Source organism: Variovorax ureilyticus (assembly GCF_037889935.1).
Lineage (GTDB): Bacteria > Pseudomonadota > Gammaproteobacteria > Burkholderiales > Burkholderiaceae_C > Variovorax > Variovorax ureilyticus.
Map to the genome: position 1 here is coordinate 1 of NZ_JBBKZU010000007.1, position 20,420 is coordinate 20,420.

At 67.7% G+C, this 20,420-nt stretch carries 23 protein-coding genes; 15 read left to right on the top strand and 8 right to left on the bottom strand.

Features of this window, described 5'->3' with window-relative positions; translation table 11 throughout:
- From WKW77_RS16830 to WKW77_RS16845, 4 genes are all read right to left on the bottom strand, one after another.
- Positions 1-267 (bottom strand): tripartite tricarboxylate transporter substrate-binding protein (locus WKW77_RS16830; protein ID WP_340358009.1); only part of this gene is annotated, 267 nt, incomplete at its 3' end.
- Positions 268-346: 79 nt separating this feature from the next.
- Positions 347-901 (bottom strand): VOC family protein, encoded by a 555-nt coding sequence (locus WKW77_RS16835; RefSeq protein WP_340358010.1) that lies wholly within the window; start codon positions 899-901, stop codon positions 347-349.
- A 10-nt stretch (positions 902-911) separates the two neighbouring features.
- A complete protein-coding gene (locus WKW77_RS16840; RefSeq protein ID WP_340358011.1) occupies positions 912-1,892 on the bottom strand; it encodes a fumarylacetoacetate hydrolase family protein in 981 nt (326 codons plus the stop codon).
- A gap of 108 nt (positions 1,893-2,000) precedes the next feature.
- On the bottom strand, positions 2,001-2,216 hold the full coding sequence (locus WKW77_RS16845; protein WP_340358012.1) for a hypothetical protein: 216 nt from the start codon (positions 2,214-2,216) through the stop codon (positions 2,001-2,003).
- A gap of 673 nt (positions 2,217-2,889) precedes the next feature.
- Here WKW77_RS16845 and WKW77_RS16850 point away from each other — a divergent pair.
- The 4 genes from WKW77_RS16850 (at position 2,890) to WKW77_RS16865 (ending at position 4,401) form a co-directional block, all read left to right on the top strand.
- A complete protein-coding gene (locus WKW77_RS16850; protein WP_340358013.1) occupies positions 2,890-3,270 on the top strand; it encodes a hypothetical protein in 381 nt (126 codons plus the stop codon).
- Between the two features lie 118 nt (positions 3,271-3,388).
- The gene (locus WKW77_RS16855) at positions 3,389-3,562 is read left to right on the top strand and encodes a DUF1328 domain-containing protein (protein ID WP_340358014.1); all 174 of its coding nucleotides are present in this window, start codon (positions 3,389-3,391) and stop codon (positions 3,560-3,562) included.
- Between the two features lie 114 nt (positions 3,563-3,676).
- Entirely contained in the window at positions 3,677-3,853 is a 177-nt protein-coding gene (locus WKW77_RS16860) for a hypothetical protein (protein WP_340358015.1), read from the top strand.
- A 47-nt stretch (positions 3,854-3,900) separates the two neighbouring features.
- A complete protein-coding gene (locus WKW77_RS16865; RefSeq protein ID WP_340358016.1) occupies positions 3,901-4,401 on the top strand; it encodes a hypothetical protein in 501 nt (166 codons plus the stop codon).
- 273 nt (positions 4,402-4,674) lie between these two features.
- Here the strand turns inward: WKW77_RS16865 and WKW77_RS16870 are convergent, their stop codons facing one another.
- Both WKW77_RS16870 and WKW77_RS16875 read right to left on the bottom strand, forming a co-directional pair.
- Positions 4,675-5,145 (bottom strand): hypothetical protein, encoded by a 471-nt coding sequence (locus WKW77_RS16870; RefSeq protein WP_340358017.1) that lies wholly within the window; start codon positions 5,143-5,145, stop codon positions 4,675-4,677.
- 39 nt (positions 5,146-5,184) lie between these two features.
- Complete coding sequence (locus WKW77_RS16875) at positions 5,185-6,129, bottom strand: dioxygenase family protein (protein WP_340358018.1); 945 nt, start codon at positions 6,127-6,129, stop codon at positions 5,185-5,187.
- 164 nt (positions 6,130-6,293) lie between these two features.
- On the opposite strand from WKW77_RS16875, the gene WKW77_RS16880 reads away from it, so the two are divergent.
- The 3 genes from WKW77_RS16880 to WKW77_RS16890 all read left to right on the top strand — a co-directional run bounded on the left by WKW77_RS16880 (position 6,294) and on the right by WKW77_RS16890 (position 11,113).
- Positions 6,294-6,782, top strand: coding sequence for a hypothetical protein (locus WKW77_RS16880; protein WP_340358019.1), 489 nt, complete (start codon positions 6,294-6,296; stop codon positions 6,780-6,782).
- 87 nt (positions 6,783-6,869) lie between these two features.
- Positions 6,870-8,573: a SpoIIE family protein phosphatase gene (locus WKW77_RS16885; RefSeq protein ID WP_340358020.1), complete on the top strand. Its 1,704-nt coding sequence runs from the start codon at positions 6,870-6,872 to the stop codon at positions 8,571-8,573.
- Positions 8,570-11,113, top strand: coding sequence for a response regulator (locus WKW77_RS16890; protein ID WP_340358021.1), 2,544 nt, complete (start codon positions 8,570-8,572; stop codon positions 11,111-11,113). Before WKW77_RS16885 ends, WKW77_RS16890 begins: the two co-directional genes overlap by 4 nt.
- Here the strand turns inward: WKW77_RS16890 and WKW77_RS16895 are convergent, their stop codons facing one another.
- Entirely contained in the window at positions 11,114-12,406 is a 1,293-nt protein-coding gene (locus WKW77_RS16895) for a porin (RefSeq protein WP_340358022.1), read from the bottom strand.
- Positions 12,407-12,559: 153 nt separating this feature from the next.
- Here WKW77_RS16895 and WKW77_RS16900 point away from each other — a divergent pair, with 153 nt between their 5' ends.
- Positions 12,560-13,843: a DUF3422 family protein gene (locus WKW77_RS16900; RefSeq protein ID WP_340358023.1), complete on the top strand. Its 1,284-nt coding sequence runs from the start codon at positions 12,560-12,562 to the stop codon at positions 13,841-13,843.
- 143 nt (positions 13,844-13,986) lie between these two features.
- Here the strand turns inward: WKW77_RS16900 and WKW77_RS16905 are convergent, their stop codons facing one another.
- Positions 13,987-14,559: a methyltransferase family protein gene (locus WKW77_RS16905; protein ID WP_340358024.1), complete on the bottom strand. Its 573-nt coding sequence runs from the start codon at positions 14,557-14,559 to the stop codon at positions 13,987-13,989.
- Positions 14,560-14,736: 177 nt separating this feature from the next.
- On the opposite strand from WKW77_RS16905, the gene WKW77_RS16910 reads away from it, so the two are divergent.
- The 7 genes from WKW77_RS16910 to WKW77_RS16940 all read left to right on the top strand — a co-directional run bounded on the left by WKW77_RS16910 (position 14,737) and on the right by WKW77_RS16940 (position 20,420).
- Positions 14,737-15,342 carry an RNA polymerase sigma factor gene (locus WKW77_RS16910; protein ID WP_340358025.1) on the top strand — a complete coding sequence of 202 codons (606 nt, stop codon included), beginning with the start codon at positions 14,737-14,739 and terminating at the stop codon, positions 15,340-15,342.
- A 121-nt stretch (positions 15,343-15,463) separates the two neighbouring features.
- On the top strand, positions 15,464-16,135 hold the full coding sequence (locus tag WKW77_RS16915) for a zf-HC2 domain-containing protein (RefSeq protein ID WP_340358026.1): 672 nt from the start codon (positions 15,464-15,466) through the stop codon (positions 16,133-16,135).
- Positions 16,132-17,400 (top strand): S8 family peptidase, encoded by a 1,269-nt coding sequence (locus tag WKW77_RS16920; protein ID WP_340358027.1) that lies wholly within the window; start codon positions 16,132-16,134, stop codon positions 17,398-17,400. Before WKW77_RS16915 ends, WKW77_RS16920 begins: the two co-directional genes overlap by 4 nt.
- Position 17,401: 1 nt before the next feature.
- Entirely contained in the window at positions 17,402-18,094 is a 693-nt protein-coding gene (locus WKW77_RS16925; RefSeq protein ID WP_340358028.1) for a TorF family putative porin, read from the top strand.
- Positions 18,095-18,158: 64 nt separating this feature from the next.
- Positions 18,159-19,292: a TIGR03118 family protein gene (locus WKW77_RS16930; RefSeq protein ID WP_340358029.1), complete on the top strand. Its 1,134-nt coding sequence runs from the start codon at positions 18,159-18,161 to the stop codon at positions 19,290-19,292.
- Positions 19,293-19,326: 34 nt separating this feature from the next.
- Complete coding sequence (locus WKW77_RS16935; protein WP_340358030.1) at positions 19,327-19,854, top strand: tetratricopeptide repeat protein; 528 nt, start codon at positions 19,327-19,329, stop codon at positions 19,852-19,854.
- Positions 19,854-20,420: an SRPBCC family protein gene (locus WKW77_RS16940; protein WP_340358365.1), complete on the top strand. Its 567-nt coding sequence runs from the start codon at positions 19,854-19,856 to the stop codon at positions 20,418-20,420. The genes WKW77_RS16935 and WKW77_RS16940 overlap by 1 nt, the downstream gene beginning before the upstream one ends.

A 20,420-nucleotide genomic window follows, 5' to 3' on the forward strand; every position in this document is an offset into this window, starting at 1 on the left:
GCCCGTCATGAGGATGAGCGTGTTGCCATCGGGCCTCGCGCGGGCTGCGGCGGCGCTCGCGATGTTGCCGCCGGCGCCCGTCTTCGCATCGACGATGACCGGCTGGCCGAGCTCGCGCGACAGGCCCTGCGCGACGAGGCGCGCGATGGTGTCGGCATTGCCACCCGGCGCGAAGCCTTGCAGCAGGGTGATGGGCTGGTCCGGCGCGGCGGCGGCGCCTGTCGCGATGCAGGCGGCGAAGGCCGCCTGCAGCAAGGCTCTGATCATTTGTGTCTCCTGTTCTTTTGATGGGGCGAACCGCGGATCGCCCTTCTCTCTCTCTCTCTCTCTCGATGCGAGCCGCGGCTCAGCCGCCTTGCCGCTCGTAGCCGGTGCTGCCGCCGAAGAGCGTGTGGCGCTGCGACCAGTCGTGCGTCTTCTCCCACAGCGCGAGGACCTGCGGCGCCTCGTCGACGAAGGACTGCAGGCGCTTCGCGTCGCGGCAGGTGCGGGTGGTCAGCTCCAGCCGATGGCCCGAGGGATCGAAGAAGTAGATCGAGCTGATGAAGTCGTCATGGTTGGTCGGCCCGACCACCTTGAGCCCCTTCGCCTCCAGGTCGGCCTTGGCCTTGACCAGCGTGTCCATGTCCTCGACCTCGAAGGCGAAGTGCTGGATCCAGTCGGGCGATTCCATGTCCTTGACGTTGCCCGGATCGCGCGGGCATTCGAAGAAGGCGATGTTGCTGCCGTCCTCCATCTCGAAAAAGATGTGCACGTGCGGGCTGTACTTGCCGGTGGAGGGCACATGGTCCTCGCCCATCGCATGGGAGAACTTCAGGCCCAGCACCTCGGTGTAGAAGGTGGTCGTCTCGCGCGCGTCGCGGCAGCGGTACGCGGCATGGTGGAGTTTCTTGCACAGCATGGCGTCCTCCTCAGGCCTTCGCGACGGCGTTGTCGATCGCGCCGAAGATCGACGCGCCCCCGGCGTCGAGCATCTCGATGCGCACGCGATCGCCAAAGCGCAGCCATGGCGTCGTCGCACGGCCGGCGGCGAGTTCCTCGTCCGCGCGTTTTTCGGCAAGGCAGGCGTAGCCGGTCTCCGGATCGAGGTTCGACACCGCGCCCGCGCCGATGATCGTGCCCGCGCTCAGGCTGCGCGTGCGTGCCGCATGCGCGATGAGCGCCCGGTAGGTGAAGAACATGTCGCGCGCTGTGTTGGCGCGGCCCATCGGCTGGCCGTTGATCGACGAGAGGATCGGCAGGTCGAGCTTCTCGCCATCCCAGGCCGCGCCGAGTTCCTCCGGCGTCACGGCCACCGGCGAGAACGAGCTCGTCGGCTTGGCCTGCATGAAGCCGAAGCCCTTGGGCAGCTCGGTGCGCGTGATCGTGCGCAGCGTGAAGTCGTTGAGCAGCATCAGCAGCTTGATGTGGCCCGAGGCCTGCGCGGCGGACGTGCCCATCGGCACATCGCCCACCACCACCGCGAGCTCGGCCTCGTAGTCCAGGCCCAGTGACTCGTCGGGAACGACCATCGGATCGCGCGGACCGATGAAGCGGTCCGACAGACCCTGGTACATCAGCGGGTCGGTCTTGTAGTTCGGCGGCATGTCCGCGCCGCGCGCCTTGCGTGCCTTCTCCATGTGATGCAGGTACACCGAGCCGTCGAGGAACTGGAATGCGCGCGGCAGCGGGCTTGCGAGCTGCTGCGGATCGATCGCGAAGGACCGCGGCTCGTCGCCCCGGGTCAGCGCGGCGTACACCTCGGCCAGCGCGGGCGCGGCGCGGTCCCAGTCTTCGATGGCCTGTTGCAGCGTGGCGGCGATCTGCGGGACCCGCACGCCGCGCGAGAGATCGCGGCTGACCACGACCAGGGTGCCATCGCGGCCGCCTTCCTTGAGGCTTGCCAGTTTCATGTGTGTTTCTCCAGATGCGTTGTTCGACGCAAATTGTGGAAACACGCGCATCGCGGCAAGCCCGGATTTCCGCCCAGCGGAAACGACTTGCGAGGGCCGCCTCGCCCGCTATCCGCCCGGGCGCAAAGGCACTGGCGCGACCGTGATCTCGTTGCGACGATGGTCCGGAGAATTCAGAGGGCTCGATTCTGAAATGACCAGCCAGGTTGCACTGACGCCGAACAGCGCAATTGCAAGCCAACGCACGGCGCGCGCCTTCCAGACCGCCAGGATTCCAAGTGTTGCTGAACTTGCAGCCAGGCCGAGCAAGGCAGGATCGTGCATGGAATGAGTATTTCTTCGCCGAGGTCGGGGAGGTCAGCGGAGGTCAGTGGGAGCGATGTTCACGGGCGTCGCGCGGCGCGAAGCTGCGCGATGGCCGAAACCACCGCATACCGATGGCGGGGTACGCGAGCGGGCCGCTGGGAAGCAGACGCATACGATCCTATCGACCCTGGCTCAACCGTCGGGCACCTTGTTCGGTGAGATAGACGCATCCATGTCGATCGACCGCCACAAGCCCATTGGAGAGCAGGCGACGTGATATGCCTTTTGCTTCCTCCGGAGTCGACTCGCCCGATCGCCCTGCCAGCGCCTGAAGTCGGTTCCACTGCGCATCGTTCAGTTGAATCTTCCTGTCCGGTCTCATGATCTACAAAGCGCATCCTGCCCTCAGGGCGCCATTCTTATGGCCCCGCAGGGGCACGACGTATGTCATTTGACATGGACCCCATGCTCCGAAACCCTAAGGTGCTTGACCCGCGCGCAGGCGTTCCGGCAGACGCTCGCGCTTCCCTCCTACGTCTCATCCGCGTGCTCGGACGGAGCCTGCGTCTCCCATGTGCACGGTTGTCGGGACTTGCGTTTGTCGCGCATCGAAGCGCGGCGAGGCGGTCGCGGCGTGAGGTGACTGGCGAGGCCGATCCGGCCGTACTTCGCAGCATGAAAGGAGAACGGGATGACCGACAACGAGGGCCCCGAGATGGCGCGCGCCGAGTTGGCGCGGTCGAGAGCGGCGCTGCTGTCGCTGATGGGCTACAGAAAGGTCGATGAGCCCTCGGGCGTGGCAAGGATGGAACGACTCCCCACGTTGCGGCCGGAACGGGAGACGGCGCTTTCGCTCGCTCGCCCCGTGGTCGGCAGATGGTGGACTCATCATCCGGCCCATGACGCCGTCGAGCTCGCAAAGCCTCTCATGGAGGATCTCGCACGCAAGCATCCTTGGCGGTTCGTCGCGTTCGGCGCCGGCGCGGGTGTCGCGATGGTGCTGCTCAAGCCGTGGAAATGGGTGCCTGCGGTCGCGGCGGCAGGCCTGCTGCTCGGATGGAGCATGCGCTGAGCGCGAAGAGCCGGCGGTCCCTGTGTGCGTCGTCGCTTACCTGCTTTGAAGGCTCGACCCTACTTGCGCGTTTCGAGGACTCCAAAGAATCGCACGATGTCCAACACGGAGAAACCAAATGCTCAGATGGGCCATCATCTTCGCGATCATTTCCCTGGTTGCCGGAGTCTTCGGTTTCACCGGCATCAGCGCCGGCGCTGCCGGCATCGCCAAGTTCTTCTTCTTCATCTTTCTGATCGTCACGATCATCTTCTTCGTGCTCGTAGCCATGGGAATTGGCGCAGTTGCCTGAATCGAGTACGCCAGCGGCCTCTGCCGCTCGAACCGCAGACGTGAGCGGCTCAGGAGGCCTTCCCTCTCAAGGAAAAATCAAATGTCTAATCCCTGGACGACAAGCAATCCATTCATGAGCATGTGGCTCACCGCCGCGAATCAGGTGATGGCGGCGACACGCGGCGTGATGGCCGCGGAGATGCAGCGCCAGACCGCAGCGATGCAGGCAGAGTTCGAAAGACAAGTCGTCGACTTCTGGACGGGTGGCTGGATGACGAGTCCCCAGATGAAACCGCGCCGTCGGCGCTGAGCCGGGGGCTTGCGCCGGAATGATCTTTTCAGCCAAGGAGAAACACCATGGGACTGCTCGACTTGCTACACCAGGCGGTCGCCGGAAATCCGGAGGCCCACTTCGATCAGGTGGTGCAGAAGGCATCGCCCGATGAGCTCGGAGCAGGACTCGCTGCTGCGATGCGCTCCGACCAGACGCCGCCTTTCGGCGACATTGTCGGAAAGCTCTTCAACGTATCTTCTTCGGCGCAGAAGGCAGGCTTGGTGAACCAGATACTTGCTTCGCTGGGACCGGCGGCACTGTCAGCGGCGGAGGGCGTCCTGGGGCATCTCCTCTCCCCCGGTCAGACACAGTTGACTCCGGACCAGGCATCACAACTGACGCCCGGGCAGGTCACCAGCATCGCCTCGCACGCGGAGCAGGCGCATCCAGGCGTGGTCGACGAGGTGAGCCGGTTCTATGCGCAACACGCGGGGCTCATCAAGCTGATCGGCGGTGCAGCCTTGGCGGTGACGCTCGCCAAGATGAAGGAGCACGCGACACAAAGCCCGCCTGAGAAGCCGTGATCTGCGGACCCCCGGATTCCACCTGATCTTCCTTCGATCCCGTTCGCCCGTGGCCGCCGCGCAGGGATGGCGCCGGGGCCCTCGTCGATGCACACGGCGGGGCGTCGTGCTCGGGCCGTGCAGGGACTCGCCATCGTGGCGGGTCGATCGACTGGACCTTCTGGCGCACGGTGCCGGATGCATGGACGCTCGCCGGCGCGGCGCTCATCATCGCGAGCGGCATCTACCTCGTGCGGCGCGAATTGCCGCCGGGCGATCGGCTCTGAGGCGCCCTCAGGCATCGACGCCCGTATGGCGAGACGCGAGCGACGCGCGGGTCGCCTCCAGAAGCTTCCTGGCCCCGACGACCTTCCGCGTCGCCGTGATGCCGCCCAGGAAACCGAGAAGGGAAACGACCACCACCAGGGCGGCAACGAGGGGGTGATTCGTGCCCACCAGGTGATAGGCCCAGAGACCCCCCAGCACCACGGCTCCGATACCGCCGAGATTCGACCCGGCAGGCCTGCAGGCGATTTCACCCGTCTCGTGATTCACCCATCCGATCAGGCTCTGCCAATCGCCGGGGCGTTCGAGCACCGCGGTGATCGTCATGCCGGCCTCGATCCGCGGCGATCCGGCAACCGCGACGCCGCGCACCTCGACCTCTTTGGCCTGAAAACCGAACACCGTCGATGGCACGCGGCCTCGCCGCGCTCCGCGAACGATGTCGAAGACCCGGTCGAAGGTGATGGTGATCTCGTGCATGCGCCAAGGCTATCCGGTTTCAAGCCGGCGGCGGCGGCCTCAGGCCCTGCGCTCCAGCACCTGCAACGTGGGGCGCTCGCCGCTGGCCTTGCCGGTGATGGGTGGGTTCGGCAGCCGGGCCTCGCCCGGTTCGATGACGAAGTGATGGTCGAGCGAATACCACGGGCCGCCGACATCGGCGTCCGGCGCCGGCTCGTCGGTGTGCAGCACGTACTGGCCGATCAAGGCTTGCGTCACGCCGAACTGCACATCGGTGTCGAGCCGCGGGTCGTCGCTCGAATAGACCTGCGAGAACTGTGTCTTGAAGCCCGGCTTGTAGATCATGAAATGGATGTGGGCCGGCCGCATGTTATGGCGGCCTTGCGCGCGCAGCAGCGCCCCGACCGGGCCGCTCAAGGGGATCGGGTAGCCCGCGGGCTTCACGCTCCTGAACGCGATGTGGCCGCGCGCATCGGTGGTGAGCTTGCCGCGCAGGTTCATGTCGGCCTGCGCCGGGTCCTGGTTCTCGTAGAAGCCCTCCGCCGAGGTATGCCACACATCGACCTCGGCGCCTTCCACCGGGCGGCCTGCGTTGTCGCGCACCCAGGCGTTGACGAAGATCGGCGCGCCCGGCGTGGGCGAGCGGACGATCGACTCCCCGTTCGCCGTCGCCGGCGAATGCATGCGCCAGAAGGGGCCCATGAGGTTCGCAGTCGTCTCCGTCTGGCCGTGGTCGCCGTTGTTGAGCAGGCAGACCAGCGCCGATACACCCAGCGATCCGGCGGCGAGGACCACTTCGTTGTGCGATGCGGTGGTCAACTGCCCGAGCTGGGCGATGAGGCCACAGGCCTGATGGAATTCGGCCTCGGTCAGCCTGGCATCGCGCACGAAGCCGTGCAGGTGCTGCACCGCCGCGGTCATGATGTCCTTGAACCGCGGGTCGTCGCTGCGCGCCAGTTCGTTCAGCACCGCGGTCGTCACGTCCTGTTGCGTCTTGATGATCACGGGGAGACTCCTTGCCTTGGCGGATCACGATACTACCGAGTGCGAAGGGGCTTGTTGCGGAAGGACCGGAGGCGTCTTCAATATGGTCCGCCGGAAGTCAGGAAGGCGCCGGAAGCTCGGGTCCGAGTGAAATTCCTTCGCTCATCGACCACTGGAGAACCATCATGGGATTGCTCGATTTGCTGCAGCAGGCAGTTGGCGGAAATCCGGAAGCTCACTTCGACCAGGTCGTGCAGAACGCATCGACCGACCAGCTCGGCGCAGGTCTCGCCGCCGCGATGCGCTCCGACCAGACCCCGCCTTTCGGCGACCTCGTCGGAAAGCTGTTCAACGTCTCCTCGTCATCGCAGCAGGCGGGCATGCTGAACCAGATCCTCGCCACGCTGGGCCCGGCCGCGGTGTCGGCGGCGGCGGGCGGCGCCCTGGGCCGCGTCCTCGCGCCGGGACAGACCCAGTTGACGCCGGACCAGGCCTCGCAGCTGACGCCCGGGCAGGTCACCGAGATCGCGGCGCACGCCGAGCAGGCGCATCCGGGCATCGTCGACGAGGTGAGCCAGTTCTACGCGCAGCACGCCGGGCTCATCAAGATGATCGGCGGCGCGGCGCTGGCAGTGACGCTCGCGAAGATGAAAGAGCACGCGACCCAGCGCTGAGCGCGTCGCGGCCGCCAGCGACTTGCCATCGGACCCGCCGGCCCGGAGAATTCCTCCCAGCACGGCCGCATGCGGCTGGCGGATGCGATGAACCCCGACCCTGCCCCTCCCGTCGCACTGGTCGTCGACGACGAGCCGGTGACCCGCCTGATGGTGAAGCGGGCACTGGAGAAGCTCGGCTGCGCACCGGTTCTCGATGCCCCCGACGGCATCGCCGCGCAGAAGATCCTGCGCGAGCGCCCGGATGTCGCGCTGGTGCTGACGGACATCATGATGCCCCGCATGGACGGCCTGGAACTGCTGCGCTGGGGGCGCGAGGCGGTGCCGGACGCCATGTGGATCGTGCTGTCAGGCCTTGAAACCTTCGACTCGGCAGTGACCGCGATCCGGCTGGGCGCCTTCGACTTCCTGCCGAAGTCGCCCCATTCGGAAGAGATGGCCGTTGCAGTGCGCAACGCGCTGGAGCGGCGCCACCTGCTGGCCGAACGCGAGCGCCTGCATGGCGAACTGCAACGCAAGGTCCGACAGCTCGAGGAGACCTCCGAGGTGCTGCGCCGCGACCTCGAACGGGCGGAGGTGATCCAGCGCGCCCTGCTGCCTCGCAGCCCGCCGCCAATGGAGGGTTATTGCATCCAGGCGGTCTACCGGCCGGGGCAGCACGTCGGCGGCGACCTCTACGACGTGGTGCGCCTGGGTGAGCGGCATCTGGCCTTCTACCTGGCCGATGCCACCGGGCACGGGGTGACCTCGGCGATGCTCTCGGTGCTCTTCAAGCAGCGGCTGGTGCTGGTGGACCCCGCGACAGGCATCGCGCTGCCGCCGGCCGAGGTGCTGGCCGCGGTCAATCGCTCGATCTGCGAGGCGCATGCCGCACCGGGCCTGTTCCTGACCGCCGTCTTCGGCCTGCTGGACACGGGGGAGTCCAGCCTCACGCTGGCATCGGCCGGCCACCCGCCGGTGCTGCACGCTCGCGAGGGCCGGCCCACGCGCCTGATCCGCCGCACGGGCCCGGCGCTCGGGCTCGCGCAGGATGCGCAATTCGGCGAGGAGCGGATGCAGCTCCTGGCGGGGGACCGCATTCTTCTCTACACCGACGGGCTCCTGCCCTCGGGCTCGGAGCGCGAACTGGACCTGCTGCAACAGGTGCTCGAGAGGCCGCTCGCCAGTGCGCAGGAAGTGATGACGGATCTTCACCGCCAGGCGCCGGCAGACGCCGACCGGGACGACGTGACCATCCTGCTCATCGATGCGCACGCGGGCGCCTCCTGGTTCGACAACGGCGCCGAGACCCCTGCAAGCGACGCGCGTGGCGCCCTGCGGGCCGGGGATGAAGTCGTCTTCTACGGCGAGACGGACCATGCCGCCTACGTGGGGCTGCGCGGTCGCGCGACATGGATGCATTGCGATGCCTTCCACGAAACCGCGCTGACCGTGCTCGATGGCGGCCGCCGCCTGGTGCTGGACCTCTCCGGGTGCGAGTACCTGGACAGCACCTGTCTGGGCACGGTGCACGAGCTGGTCGCCCGCGGCGGCGTGTCGCTCGCGGGCGTGGCACCTGCGGTGCGCGGGCTTTTCGAGGAGCTGAGCATGCAGCAGGTGCTCGACGCGATCCGCGATGACCTGCCCGCCGCGCCCGAGATGCACCCGTTGGGTACGGCGAGCGACCACGCCGCCCCGCAGGAGCGGATCCTGCGCGCGCACGAGGCGCTGTCCGCGCTGAGCGAACGCAATCGCGAAGAGTTCAAGGACGTCGTCGAATCGCTGCGCAGCGAACAGGGTGGGCCCGCATGAGCCGCCCGGCCGCTCCGAAGGCGAATACCGAAGCGCTGCTGCGCGGAGATTACCCAATGACCACCGCCGTTCGCGTACTGCATCTGGAGGACGACCCGGCCGATGCGGAACGCATCCGCAATGGACTGCGGGGCGAGGACGTGACCTTCGAGATCGTGTGGGTCCGCAACCGCGAAGACTTCGCCGCCGCACTGCAGCAGCAACCCTTCGACCTGGCGCTGATCGACAACGAGGCGGGCGGCGTCGACCTGATGCACCGGGTGCGTCAGCAGCATCCGGAGATGCCGCTCATCATGATCACCGCGCACCTCCTGACCGAGGAGGAGGCGCTGGACTGCATGAAGGCCGGCGCGACGGACTATGTGCTCAAGGACCGCCTGCGTCGTCTGGGTTTCTCGATGCGGCGGGCGTTCACCGAAAGGCAGCAGCGCAAGGCGCTGCGGCAGGCCGAAGAGGAATTGCGCGCCCTGAACGCCGACCTGGAGGCGCGCGTGCACCAGCGCACCGCCGAACTCGAAACCGCCAATGCGTTCCTGAACTCGGTGCTCTATCACATCCCCTATCACATCATTGTCAAGAACGCCGACGACCTGACGATCGTGCGCGTCAACCGCAGCTTCGAGGAATTGAACGGGCGCCGCGAAGAGGAGGTCGTGGGGAAGACCGTCCACGACTTCGTGGTCTCCAAGGAAGAGGCCGACTTCTTCGCCGCCAAGGACAGGGAAGCCATCGCGCTGGGCCGCGAAGTGGACATTCCCGCGGAGCCCCTGCATGCGCGCGACGGCAGCGTGCGCGTGCTCCATGCGAAGAAGCTCCCGATCCTCGACGAGACCGGCCGCGCGCGCTACGTGCTGACCCTGTCGGAGGACGTGACGGAAAAGAAGCGCAAGGAGCGCGAGATCGAGCGGCTCAACGCCGCGCTGGCGCAGCGAAGCGAAGAGGTGGAAGCCGCCAACCGCGCCAAGGGCACCTTCCTGGCGACCATGAGCCACGAGATCCGCACGCCCATGAACGGCATGCTGGGCATGCTGGAGCTCCTGAGCCTGACCGAGCTCGACGCCGAGCAGCGCGAGACGCTCGGCTTGGTGCGCGAATCGAGCCGCTCGCTCTTGCGGGTCATCGACGACATCCTCGACTTCTCGAAGATGGAGGCCGGCAAGCTGGAGGTGCGCCCCGAGGTCGTCTCGATCAAGCGCCTGATCGAGGAGGTGCACAGCATCTATCTCGGCAACGCCAGCAGCAAGGGACTGATCGTGCGGCGAATGGTGGACGCGCGCATCAGTCCGGCGCTCCGGGTCGATCCGGTGCGCCTGCGGCAGATCCTCAACAACTTCGTCAGCAACGCGATCAAGTTCACCACCGAAGGCTGGATCGACATCAGCGTGCAATGGCTGGGACGTGCGGACGGACAGGAGCGCCTGCGCTTCGAGGTCAAGGACACCGGCGTCGGCATCTCGCCGGAAGACCAGCAGCGGCTGTTCCAGCCTTTCACGCAGGCGGAAGGCGATGCGGCGCGGCGGCGGCCGAGCGGCACCGGGCTGGGGCTGGTCATCTCGCGGCAGCTGGCGCAGTTGATGGGCGGCTCGATCCGCCTGGAAAGCGAGCACGGCCGGGGCACGACGCTCATCCTGGAGCTGTCGCTGCCCATCGCGGAGCAGCCGCCCGGCAGCGGCGACGGGACCACGGGCGCGCATGCGGTCGACACCGCCGCGCGCCGCATGGCGCCCAGCACCGCGCAGGCCGAGACGGAAGGCACCCTCGTGCTGCTCGTCGACGACCACCCGGTCAACCGCATGCTGCTCATGCGGCAGGTGCGGGCGCTCGGCTATGCCGCCCAGACCGCCGACGACGGCGTGCAGGCGCTGGAGATGTGGAAGTCAGGCCGCTTCGGGCTCGTCATCACCGACTGCCACATGCCGCACATGGACGGCTACGACCTCGCGCGCAACATCCGCAGGCTGGAGCCCGGGATCGGGCGCGCACGCGTGCCGATCGTTGCGTGCACCGCGAACGCGATGCAGGGCGAGGCGGAGTCGTGCCTCGCCGCCGGGATGGACGACTTCCTCGTCAAGCCGGTGGAGCTGGCGCAGCTCAGCGAGAAGCTCGATCGATGGCTTCCGCTCGCAGGCGCCGCCCCGATGCCCACGGCATCGGTCGACGCGAGCCGCGGCGACGCGCCCTCCTCCAGCCCGATCGACGAGGCGCTCCTCGGCGCGAAATGCGCGGGCGATGCGTCGATGATGGCCGAGGTCATCGCCGCCTTCCGGCGAACCTGCGAGGACGACTCGACCGCGCTCAGGCAGGCCGTGACCGCCGACGACGTCGCCCAGGTCACCCAGTTCGCCCATCGCATGGCGGGCGCCGGGAAGATGGTCGGTGCGCTCGCCTTCGCATCCGCATGCGAAAACATCGAGCGCGCCAGCCGCACCGGCCAGTGGAAGAGCGTGGTCGCCGGCATGCCGGTGTTCGAACACGAACTGGCGCTTCTCGCCGCCTACTTCGAACGCCACGCGCAGCAGCAGGTGCTCGGGGGCGCGTGATCAGAACACGTGACGAATGCCGAAGTCGTAGCCGTAGGCGGTGTCGGCGCGATAGCCGGCGCCCGGACTGACCAGCTCTGCAATGCCGGGATTGATGTAGCCGACGTTTCCGTTGGGCGGCAGGGCCGGCGGAATGGCCGCGCCGTTCTTGTTCTTCGTGTAGGCCACCGTTGCGTAGAGCAAGGTGCGCTTGGAGAGGTTGTGCACGTAGCCCAGCGCCAGCTTGTCGGCCTTGGGGTCCGGCACGCCGAAGACCGGGACCTGAGCGACGTTGTTGAGGTCCGCCTGAAGGTGCGAGTACGTAGCGCGGATCATCCCTGGGCCGATGGGCACGGTCACGCCCAGCAGATAGCCGGTGATCGTGATGTCGCCTGACGGCCCGGACAGCAGCGGAACCGAGCGGTCGTTCTGCAGTTCGACGTGCGAATACTCGCCGTACAGCTTCGCCGGCCCGAAGTCGTAGGAGGCGCCGACGTTTCCGGTGTTGAGGTATCTCGTGAGCCCGGCGAAATAGTTGTCGCCGATCACGCTCGAACCGTAGGCCGCGGCCACGTCGACCGGACCGTTCGCGTAGCCCACGCGGCCCCCGGCGTAGCGCCCGGTGCGCTGGGTGTTCGGGAGATCCGGGGTCACGCTGCCGGGGTCGTACTTGGTGTTCTCGCCAAGGGCGTACATCACGTGGCCGTAGAAGCCGCCCAGGTTCGGAGGCAGCCAGTAGCTGACGCTGTTGCTGGCACGCACGTAGTTCGGGTTGACGATCTGGCTGCCGATCGTGCCCGCGCTGCCTGCGCCGCCGAGCAGCATGCTGATCGCCACGGCGCCGACCCCGACGGTCTGGAAGGGGTCGAAGACGTTGTCGTTCCAGAAGGTGGGGGTGTAGTCGCGGCCCAGCCGCACCTCGCCGAAGGCACCTGACAGGCTGACCGTCGAACGCCGGTTGAAGGCCAGGCCGATCGGCGTGACGCTCGCGCCCGTGTCGTTGGCAATGCCGGCTTCGAGCCAGAAACTGGCGGCCAGGCCGCCTCCGAGGTCCTCTGTCCCGCGAAAGCCGACCCGGCTGCCCGTGTAGTTGCCGGACGAGAGCACCCACTGGCTCTGGCGCACGTCCGGGCGTGGCAGCGCCGCTGCGGGATTGGACGGGTTGAACACGTTGAGCGCCGTGTTCACGTACTTGCTGTTGGTCTGGTAGTAGCTCACCGCCGCATCGACGACGCCGAACAGCGTGACCGAGGACTGCGCAGAAGCCGAACCGGCAGCGACCAGGGCCGCCAAGGCGGCGAGGGATTTCTTCACGGGCATGCCTCCTGACCTCGAAGCAGCCATCCTGCATGAGCACCGCCCTGGGTGCAAGCCCGGCGCCGGCATCCGTGGCGAACGCGCCGCAGTGTCATCCGGCAGCGACGGTGCCTTGGCAATAATCGCCTGGCTGAAACCCACACTTGCGACATGCACACGCCCCAACACCCGGACCGCATCGCCCTTCACAACGAAGTCCACGCCCGGCCGCCCGAAGCCATGACGCCGCCGCTGGCGATTGCGCATCTCGTGATGCTGGCGGACCCGTCGCAGCGCGAAGAAAGCCGCCGGCACCTCGCCTCGCTGCTGCGCGACCACCATGTCCCGCCGCCCGACGAACAGGTGACGCACCTGCGCACCGAACTGGGCGCGCTCCGGCTGCGCTGGGAAATGCACACCGAGTTCGTCACCTGGACGTTCACCCTGCGGATCCGGGAGGACCAGCTCGCCGCGGCGGATCTCGCCAGCGCGCTGGACGCCGCCCCCCGCGAATGGCTCGACGGACTGCCGGGCCAGTGCATCAGCAGCCTCGACCTCTGGGTGCTTCCCGGGGCCCGCTGCAACGGCGACGACCGCTTCCGGCAGCGCCTGCTGCACGAGGACCTGCTGGTGGGCTCGGCCGTGGCGGGCGAGCAGGCGCAGGTGTTCACGGACTTCGCGATCCATCCGAACGGCTCCTCCCGCCTCCTGCTCTACGCCGGCGACCTGCCCAGCCGGCGGCTCGGACGGCTGGTGCAGCGACTGCTGGAGATCGAGACCTACCGGATGGCCGCGATGCTGGGCCTGCCCACCGCGCGAAAGACGGGCATCGCCCTCGCGAGCGCGGAGAGCGACCTCGCAGGGCTCGCCCTGGCCATCCAGAGCGCCGAGCGGCAGGAAGAAGCGCAGCTCCTGGACCGCCTCACGCGCCTGGCGGCCCAGGTGGAGAGCCAGTACGCCGCGACCCATTCGCGCTTCTCAGCAAGCAGCGCGTATTTCGAACTGCTCGATCAACGCATCGCGCAGGTCGGTGAAGTGCGTCTCGAAGGACTCCAGACGATCGGCGAATTCATCGATCGGAGGCTGTCCCCGGCGCGTAAGACTTGCGAGTGGGCGACGCGGCGGCAGGACGCGCTCTCCAGGCGCATCTCTCGCGTGAGCAGCCTGCTACGCACCCGCGTGGAGATCGAGCAGCAGCAAAGCAGCCAGGCACTGCTGGCGGCGCTCAACCAGCGGCAGGACCTCCAGCTGAAGCTGCAGGCCACGGTGGAAGGCCTCTCGGTCGCGGCGATCACCTACTACATCGTGGGGCTGGTGAGCTACCTCGCCAAGGGCGGCCAGAAACTGGGCTGGCCGCTGTCGGCGGAATCGACGGCGGCGTTGGCGATCCCGGTGGTGGCGGGGTCCGTCTGGTGGTCGCTGCGACGGCTGCATCGGAGCATGTTCTCGCATTGAAGCCATCGCTTCGCACGCCACTGGGCTGACGGGCGCCCTTGGCAGTGGTCGCGGCTGATCTGCGTGCGCGCTCTAATCGGAACCAGCAGCTGCGGCGACTCGCTGTCAGGCGTGGTGGAGGGCCGAAGCGAACTCGCCGAAATTCAAAGCACAAACGGCACCAGCGCCGCCACGCGCCGGCTGTAGTCCACATACGCCTCGCCGAACTGCTCGCGCATCCAGCGCTCCTCCATGCGCAGCTTTCGCCACAGCGCCCCGGTGGCCAGTGCCAGGGCGACAACGCCTCCGAGCTCGCCGCGAGCGATGACCGATCCGACGAAGGCCAGCAGCAGGCCCGTGTAGATCGGATGGCGCACGACGCTGTACGGCCCCGTGGTGATCAGCTCGTGATCCCGCTTGACCGTCACGATGCCGCTCCAGTTCCTCCCCAGATACCGGCGCGCCCAAACGCTGAACATCAAGCCGGCCAGAGTGAGCGCCGCTCCAATCCAGAAGGTCCACGCAGCGCGAGGCAAGATCCGCAGGCCGAGCCACGGCCACTGCGCACTCGAATGCCATACCAGGCCGACGGCCACCACGAGCGGCACGATATGCAACAGCCGCGAGCCAACCGGCTCCTGGCGCGCGGTGGCCTTGACGTCGCGCGACATCGCCCACCAGTACGCAGCCCAGGCGATCCACATGGCGGGAATCATGTTTCGATAGACGAGGCCCATGGGTACTTCCCTCTGCGTCGAGCATCCAGTCTATTGAACCGTTTCCCCTTTGGCGGGAATGAACCGTTCCCGCCGTGCGAGACATCGAGACATCGAATGACGCCAGGAACACCTCCGAAAGCCCTCCCTCGACGCGAGGAGTACAGTCCCCTGCACGCTCCCTCCCAGGAGGCTTCCATGCCCAGCAGGCCCCTCGATGCCATTCGGCCGCACGACGAGGGAATGGCCGTGGCCGATCGCGCCGAGGCGAGCCTCGTGCACCGGACCGCGGAGGGCGAATTGCAGTCCTTCGAGCAGCTCTACCGCGCCTATCACCCGCGACTCACACGCTTCCTGGACCGGTTGACGCGCCGCCCCGCACTCGTCGGGGAACTGCTCAACGACACGATGCTGGTCGTCTGGAACCGCGCCGCGAGCTACAACGGCCAGAGCAAGGTATCGACCTGGATCTTCGCGATCGCCTACCGCAAGGCCATGAAGGCCCTCAGTCGCCTGGACGAGCCGTTGCCGGACGAGCCCGACGACGATCAGCCCGCGCCGCCCGAGTCGGGCCCCGAATACCACGCAGCCCAAGCGCAGATTCGCGAGGTGCTGGCGCAGGCCATGGATCACCTCTCGTTCGAGCAGCGCGCGATCGTCCACCTGGCCTACTTCCACGGCATCAGCTGCCGAGAAATCAGCGAGATCGTGGGCTGCCCCGTCGACACGGTGAAGACGCGCATGTTCCACGCCAGGCGCAGACTGAAGACGCTGCTGGCGGGCCGGCTGGAGGATTGGCTGTGAGCCGCCCGGCCGCTCCGAAGGCGAATACCGAAGCGCTGCTGCGCGAAGGTACTCCAATGAGCCCCCGCCCGGCCGCTCCGAAGGGGGCTCGCACCGCAGTGCGCAGCACGGAGGTCAACCCATGACCGGACGGGTGGTTCAACTCGGCACGGATCTGCATCAAAAGGTGCAGGCCCTGCTGCCCTGGTACGTCAGCGCGAGCCTCGACGACGAAGATCGCGCCCGCGTCGAGGCGCACATCGCCGAGTGCCCGCGTTGCCAGGCCGAGCTGGCCTGGGAGCGGGAGGTGCAGGCCGCATATGCGCAATCGACGCCGGGCACCGTCGGTGATGCCGCCCAGGGATTCGCGCAGTTGCGCGAGCGCATCGCTGCCCGGGCATCCCCGCCGCAGGGCCGCGGCCTCCTGGCGCGACTGAAGGCGCACTGGCGCGAAACCCCCGCGTGGACACGCTGGGCATTGGCGGGCCAGTGCGCCGTGGTCGCGGCGTTGGGCAGCGCGCTGCTCATCGCACCGACGCCCGAGCCCGGGTTCCGGGCACTCGGCGAACCGCCGAGCGGTTCCGGCGCCGGGACACGGGGCAATCTGATCGTCAGATTCCGGCCCGAAGCCACCGAGCAGGACATGCGGCGCGTGCTGCGCGACAGCGCGGCCAGGCTCGTCTACGGGCCGACCACCACCGATGCCTACCTGCTGGCGGTGCCGGCCGGTTTCGAATCCGAGGCGGTGAGACGACTGCGCAGCGAACGCGCTGTGCTGCTCGTCGAATCGCTCGATGGCCGGGCAGCGCCATGAGGCGGCTCCTCCTTTTGGGAGCCTGGGCCCTCGCCTTCGGCGTGGCGGAGCCGCTTGCGCTCGCCGCACCGGATGAGCCAACCGCGGCGGTGGCAGCCGCGGCTGTGTCGGCGCCCGCGCCCAACCAGCAGGTGCTGCTGCTGTTGCGCCTTCCGCCGGAGCATTACCGGCCCGAGAACGCCTATTCGGGCGGCTACGGCGACGGCCCGGCGCATGGCGCACGTCGCCGCATGGCCGCCGCGCTGGCTCAGGAACACGGGCTGACGCTCGTCACCGACTGGGCGATGCCGCTGCTGGGCCTGGACTGCTTCGTGATGCAGGTGCCGGACGACCAAGTGCCCGAGAACGTCGCCCAGGCCCTGTCCCACGACCCGCGCGTCGCCTGGGCCCAGCCGATGAACCTGTTCCGCGCTCGCGGCCACGACGATCCCCTGTACCCGCTGCAGCCGGCGGCGCAGGCCTGGCACCTGCTGGATCTGCATGCGATCTCGACCGGGCGCGACGTGCGCGTCGCCGTCGTCGACAGCAGCGTCGACGCGCGGCACCCGGACCTCGCCGGCCAGGTCGTGCTGAAGGAGAACTTCGTCGACAACCACCGGGACGTTCCCGAGGACCACGGCACCGCGGTCGCCGGCGTCATCGCCGCGCGCGCCGACAACGGCATCGGCATCGTCGGCGTGGCGCCGAATGCACGGCTGCTCGCGCTGCGCGCCTGCTGGCAGGAAAGCACGCAGGCCACGCTGTGCACGAGCCTGAGCCTTGCGATGGCGTTGCACTTCGCGATCACGCACGACGCCGCGGTCATCAACCTGAGCCTGAGCGGGCCGCCCGATCGGCTGCTGGACGGGTTGCTGGAGGTGGCGCTGTCGCGCCACATCAGCGTCATCGCCGCCCTCGACCGGAAACTGCCGGACGGCGGTTTTCCTGCCTCGCATGCGGGCGTCGTGGCCGTCGCCGACGACACCGGCGAGCCGGCCTTGCGCGGCGCACTGCTCGCGCCCGGCCGCGATGTGCCGACCACTCTGCCGGACGGCCGTTGGAACCTCGTGTCGGGCTCGTCCTATGCCGCGGCCCATGTTGCGGGGCTTTTTGCATTGATGCGCGAACGGGCGCCGGCCAGCATGGCGGCGCCGTCCGTCGCCAGCGTCGTCTCCTTTCCCGGTGGAGGAATCGACGCCTGTGCCACACTGGCACACGTCGCAGGCGATGACGCCTGCGCGCGCACCGTGACACGCTCGATGGCACATTCCAACGTCCGTCAGTGACATGCCGACCGCCGGTTCGCGTGCGGCGCTGTGTCCCTCGTTGTTCCTCGTCTGCGGCATGGCGTTCGCGCAGGTCGGCGGGAACATCGCGTTCCTCTCGGACGACCGCTATCGCGGCATCTCGCTCAGCCAGGAAAAGCCCACGCTGCGCCTGAGCGCCGCCTACGACCATGAGGACGGCTGGTTCGGCGGCGGATCGCTCACCGAGGTGATGCTCTACCGTCCGCGCTGGCAAGTGCAGGTGCTCGGCTACGCAGGCTATGCGGGCCGGCTCTCGGATCGATTCGGCTGGGAAGCAGGCGCCACCGTCGTTCACTTCGGCGCGGACTCGCACTACGACTACCTGGAGGCGTTCGGCGGCCTGAGCGGTGAACGCTGGAACACGCGATTGCACTACTCGCCCGACTATTTCGGAAGCGACGTGCGCACCGCATACGCCGAATTCAATGTCGGGCTGCCGATCTCGCCCCTCGTGCGCGTGACGGCCCATGCCGGGGCCTTGATGCGGATCGGCGGCGCGCCCGTCGAAGGCCGGCGCGTCACCTTCGACGGAAGCCTGGGACTCGCGATGGCGCGCGATGCATGGGAAGCGCAGATCGCCTGGGTGGCGGGCGGGCGCAGCGCCATCTATCCGACGGCCTATGGGCGCGCCTCGCAGGGCACGCTGATGCTGAGCGCCTCGCTGTCCTTCTGATTCGCGGGCGTGAACCTTTGGAGCCCGGGCCGGAATACACCGAGCCCGAACCGAAGGAGATGCAATGAGCGCCAATCGCCCGAAGCTGTACCGGCTCGCCTGTGCGGGCACATTGTTCCTGGCTGCCTGCGGCGGCGGGGGTGGATACGGAGGCCGCGGCGCGATCGCGCCGGGCTTCAGCCCCATGACCGGCATGGGCACCGTCACCGGCGCGAGCTTTGCCGCGACCACCCTCGTGTCGGACCTCCCTGCTGCGAACTCGCTGTACAGCAACTCCAACACCGACCCGCACCTCATCAAGCCATGGGGCGTGGCCTTCAATCCGAGCGGCTTCGTCTGGGTCGCGAACAACGGCACGTCGACCTCGACGCTCTACGACGGCAACGGCGTTCCCCAATCGCTGGTGGTGTCGATTCCGTCGGGGGCTACCGGCATCGTCTTCAACGGGCATCAGGACTTCATGGTCACGCGCGGCGGTGTCTCGGGCGCGAGCGCCTTCATCTTCGTCGGCCAGGGCGGCACCCTGTCGGGCTGGTCGCCCGGCGTCGACATGACGCATGCGATCACCGTCTTCGACGGCGGCGGCGCGGGCACGGTCTACACGGGCCTCGCGATCGCGAGCCAGGGCGCATCCGACTTCCTGTACGCGGCGGACTTCCGTCATGCAGCGGTCGACATGTTCGACTCGACTTTCACGAAGATGAGTGTCGCCGGTAGCTTCATCGATCCGGCCATTCCCTCCGGCTACGCGCCGTTCGGCATCCAGGCGATCGGCGGCCTGATCTACGTCAGCTATGCCAGGCAGGGTGCGCAGGCACTCGACGCGGTCGCGGGTGCCGGCCTCGGCGCGGTCGATGCCTTCGACACCTCGGGCCGTCTCGTCCGCAGGGTGGTTCCGCCTGGCGGCCCGGTCAATGCGCCATGGGGCATGGCGATGGCGCCGGCGAGCTTCGGACCGTTCGGCAACGCCCTGCTCGTCGCGAACAGCGGCGACGGGACCATCGGCGCATTCAACCCGACCACCGGTGCGTTCATGGGGACGCTCTCCACGTCGACCGGAAGCCCGATCGCGATCGAAGGCCTGCGCGGCATCGCTTTCGGCAACGGCCTCAACAACCAGCCGACGAGCACCCTGTTCTTCGCCGCAGGGCCCGGCGGAGGATCCCATGGCGTCTATGGCCGCATCGACGTCCGTTGATTTCGCTGTCACTGTTCTCGAGGAGCAACGCACCATGAAACAAGCCATCGTGATGTTCATTTCCGGCGTGTCGCTGGCCTTCAGCCTGTCCGCGCTGGCGGCAGGCGGCGGAGGGGGAGGAGGCGGAGGGGGAGGAGGCGGGGGTGGAGGAGGCGGGGGTGGACCCGGCGACCTGATGTCCAATCCGGATCCCGACTTCAGGGCCGGCATGGCCGCCGTCCGCAAGGGGGACTGGAAGCAGGTCGAAGCGCACATGGCCGTTTACGTCGTGCGCAGCCCCGGCGATGCCGATGCCTGGAACGAGCTCGGCCACGCCCATCGAAAACTGGGCAACATGGAGGCGGCACTGAGCGACTACGACAAGGCGCTGAAGATCGACCCGAAGCACAAGGGCGCGCACGAGTACCTCGGCGAGGCCTATCTGCAGATGGGCGATCTTCCGCGCGCCGAGCGGGAGCTGAAGGTGCTCGATTCGCTCTGCTTCTTCCCGTGCGAGGAGCACACCGACCTCAAGAACGAGATCGCGAAGTACCGGAGCCGGCAGGCGAAGACGGGTATGTGATGCTTCCGATGCGCGCGCGCTTCGTGGGCCTCACGCTTGCCGGGGCGATGTGCGCTGCGGCATCCGCGAACGTGCCGCAGGTCGAAATCGAGACCAACGGCCAGGGCGACGACATCACCGTGACCGCGTCCGCCGAAATGCTGGTGGATGCGCGCATCGCATGGGACGTCATCACCGACTACGACCATCTCGCCGAATTCATCCCCTACATGCGCAGCTCGCACGTGGTGCGGCGCGACGCCGACCGGGTCGTCATCGAGCAGACCGGCGTCTTCAGCTTTCTTTTCTACCGGCAGCCAGTGCAGGCGCAACTGGCCGTGGTCGAGTCGCCTCCGCGGCGCGTCATGGCACACGCCGTCGGCGGGAACCTTCGCGAGATGGAGGGCCGCTACACGCTCGAGAAGCTGCCCGCCGGCACCGTGCGCCTGAGTTATTCGGCGCGGCTGGTGCCTGACTTCGCGCTCCCGCCCGTCATCGGCAGGGCGGTGATTCGCTCGGTGCTCGCGAACCAGTTCAGCGCCATGGTCAAGGAAATCGAACGCCGCGACGCCGAAAAGGAGCGTTGA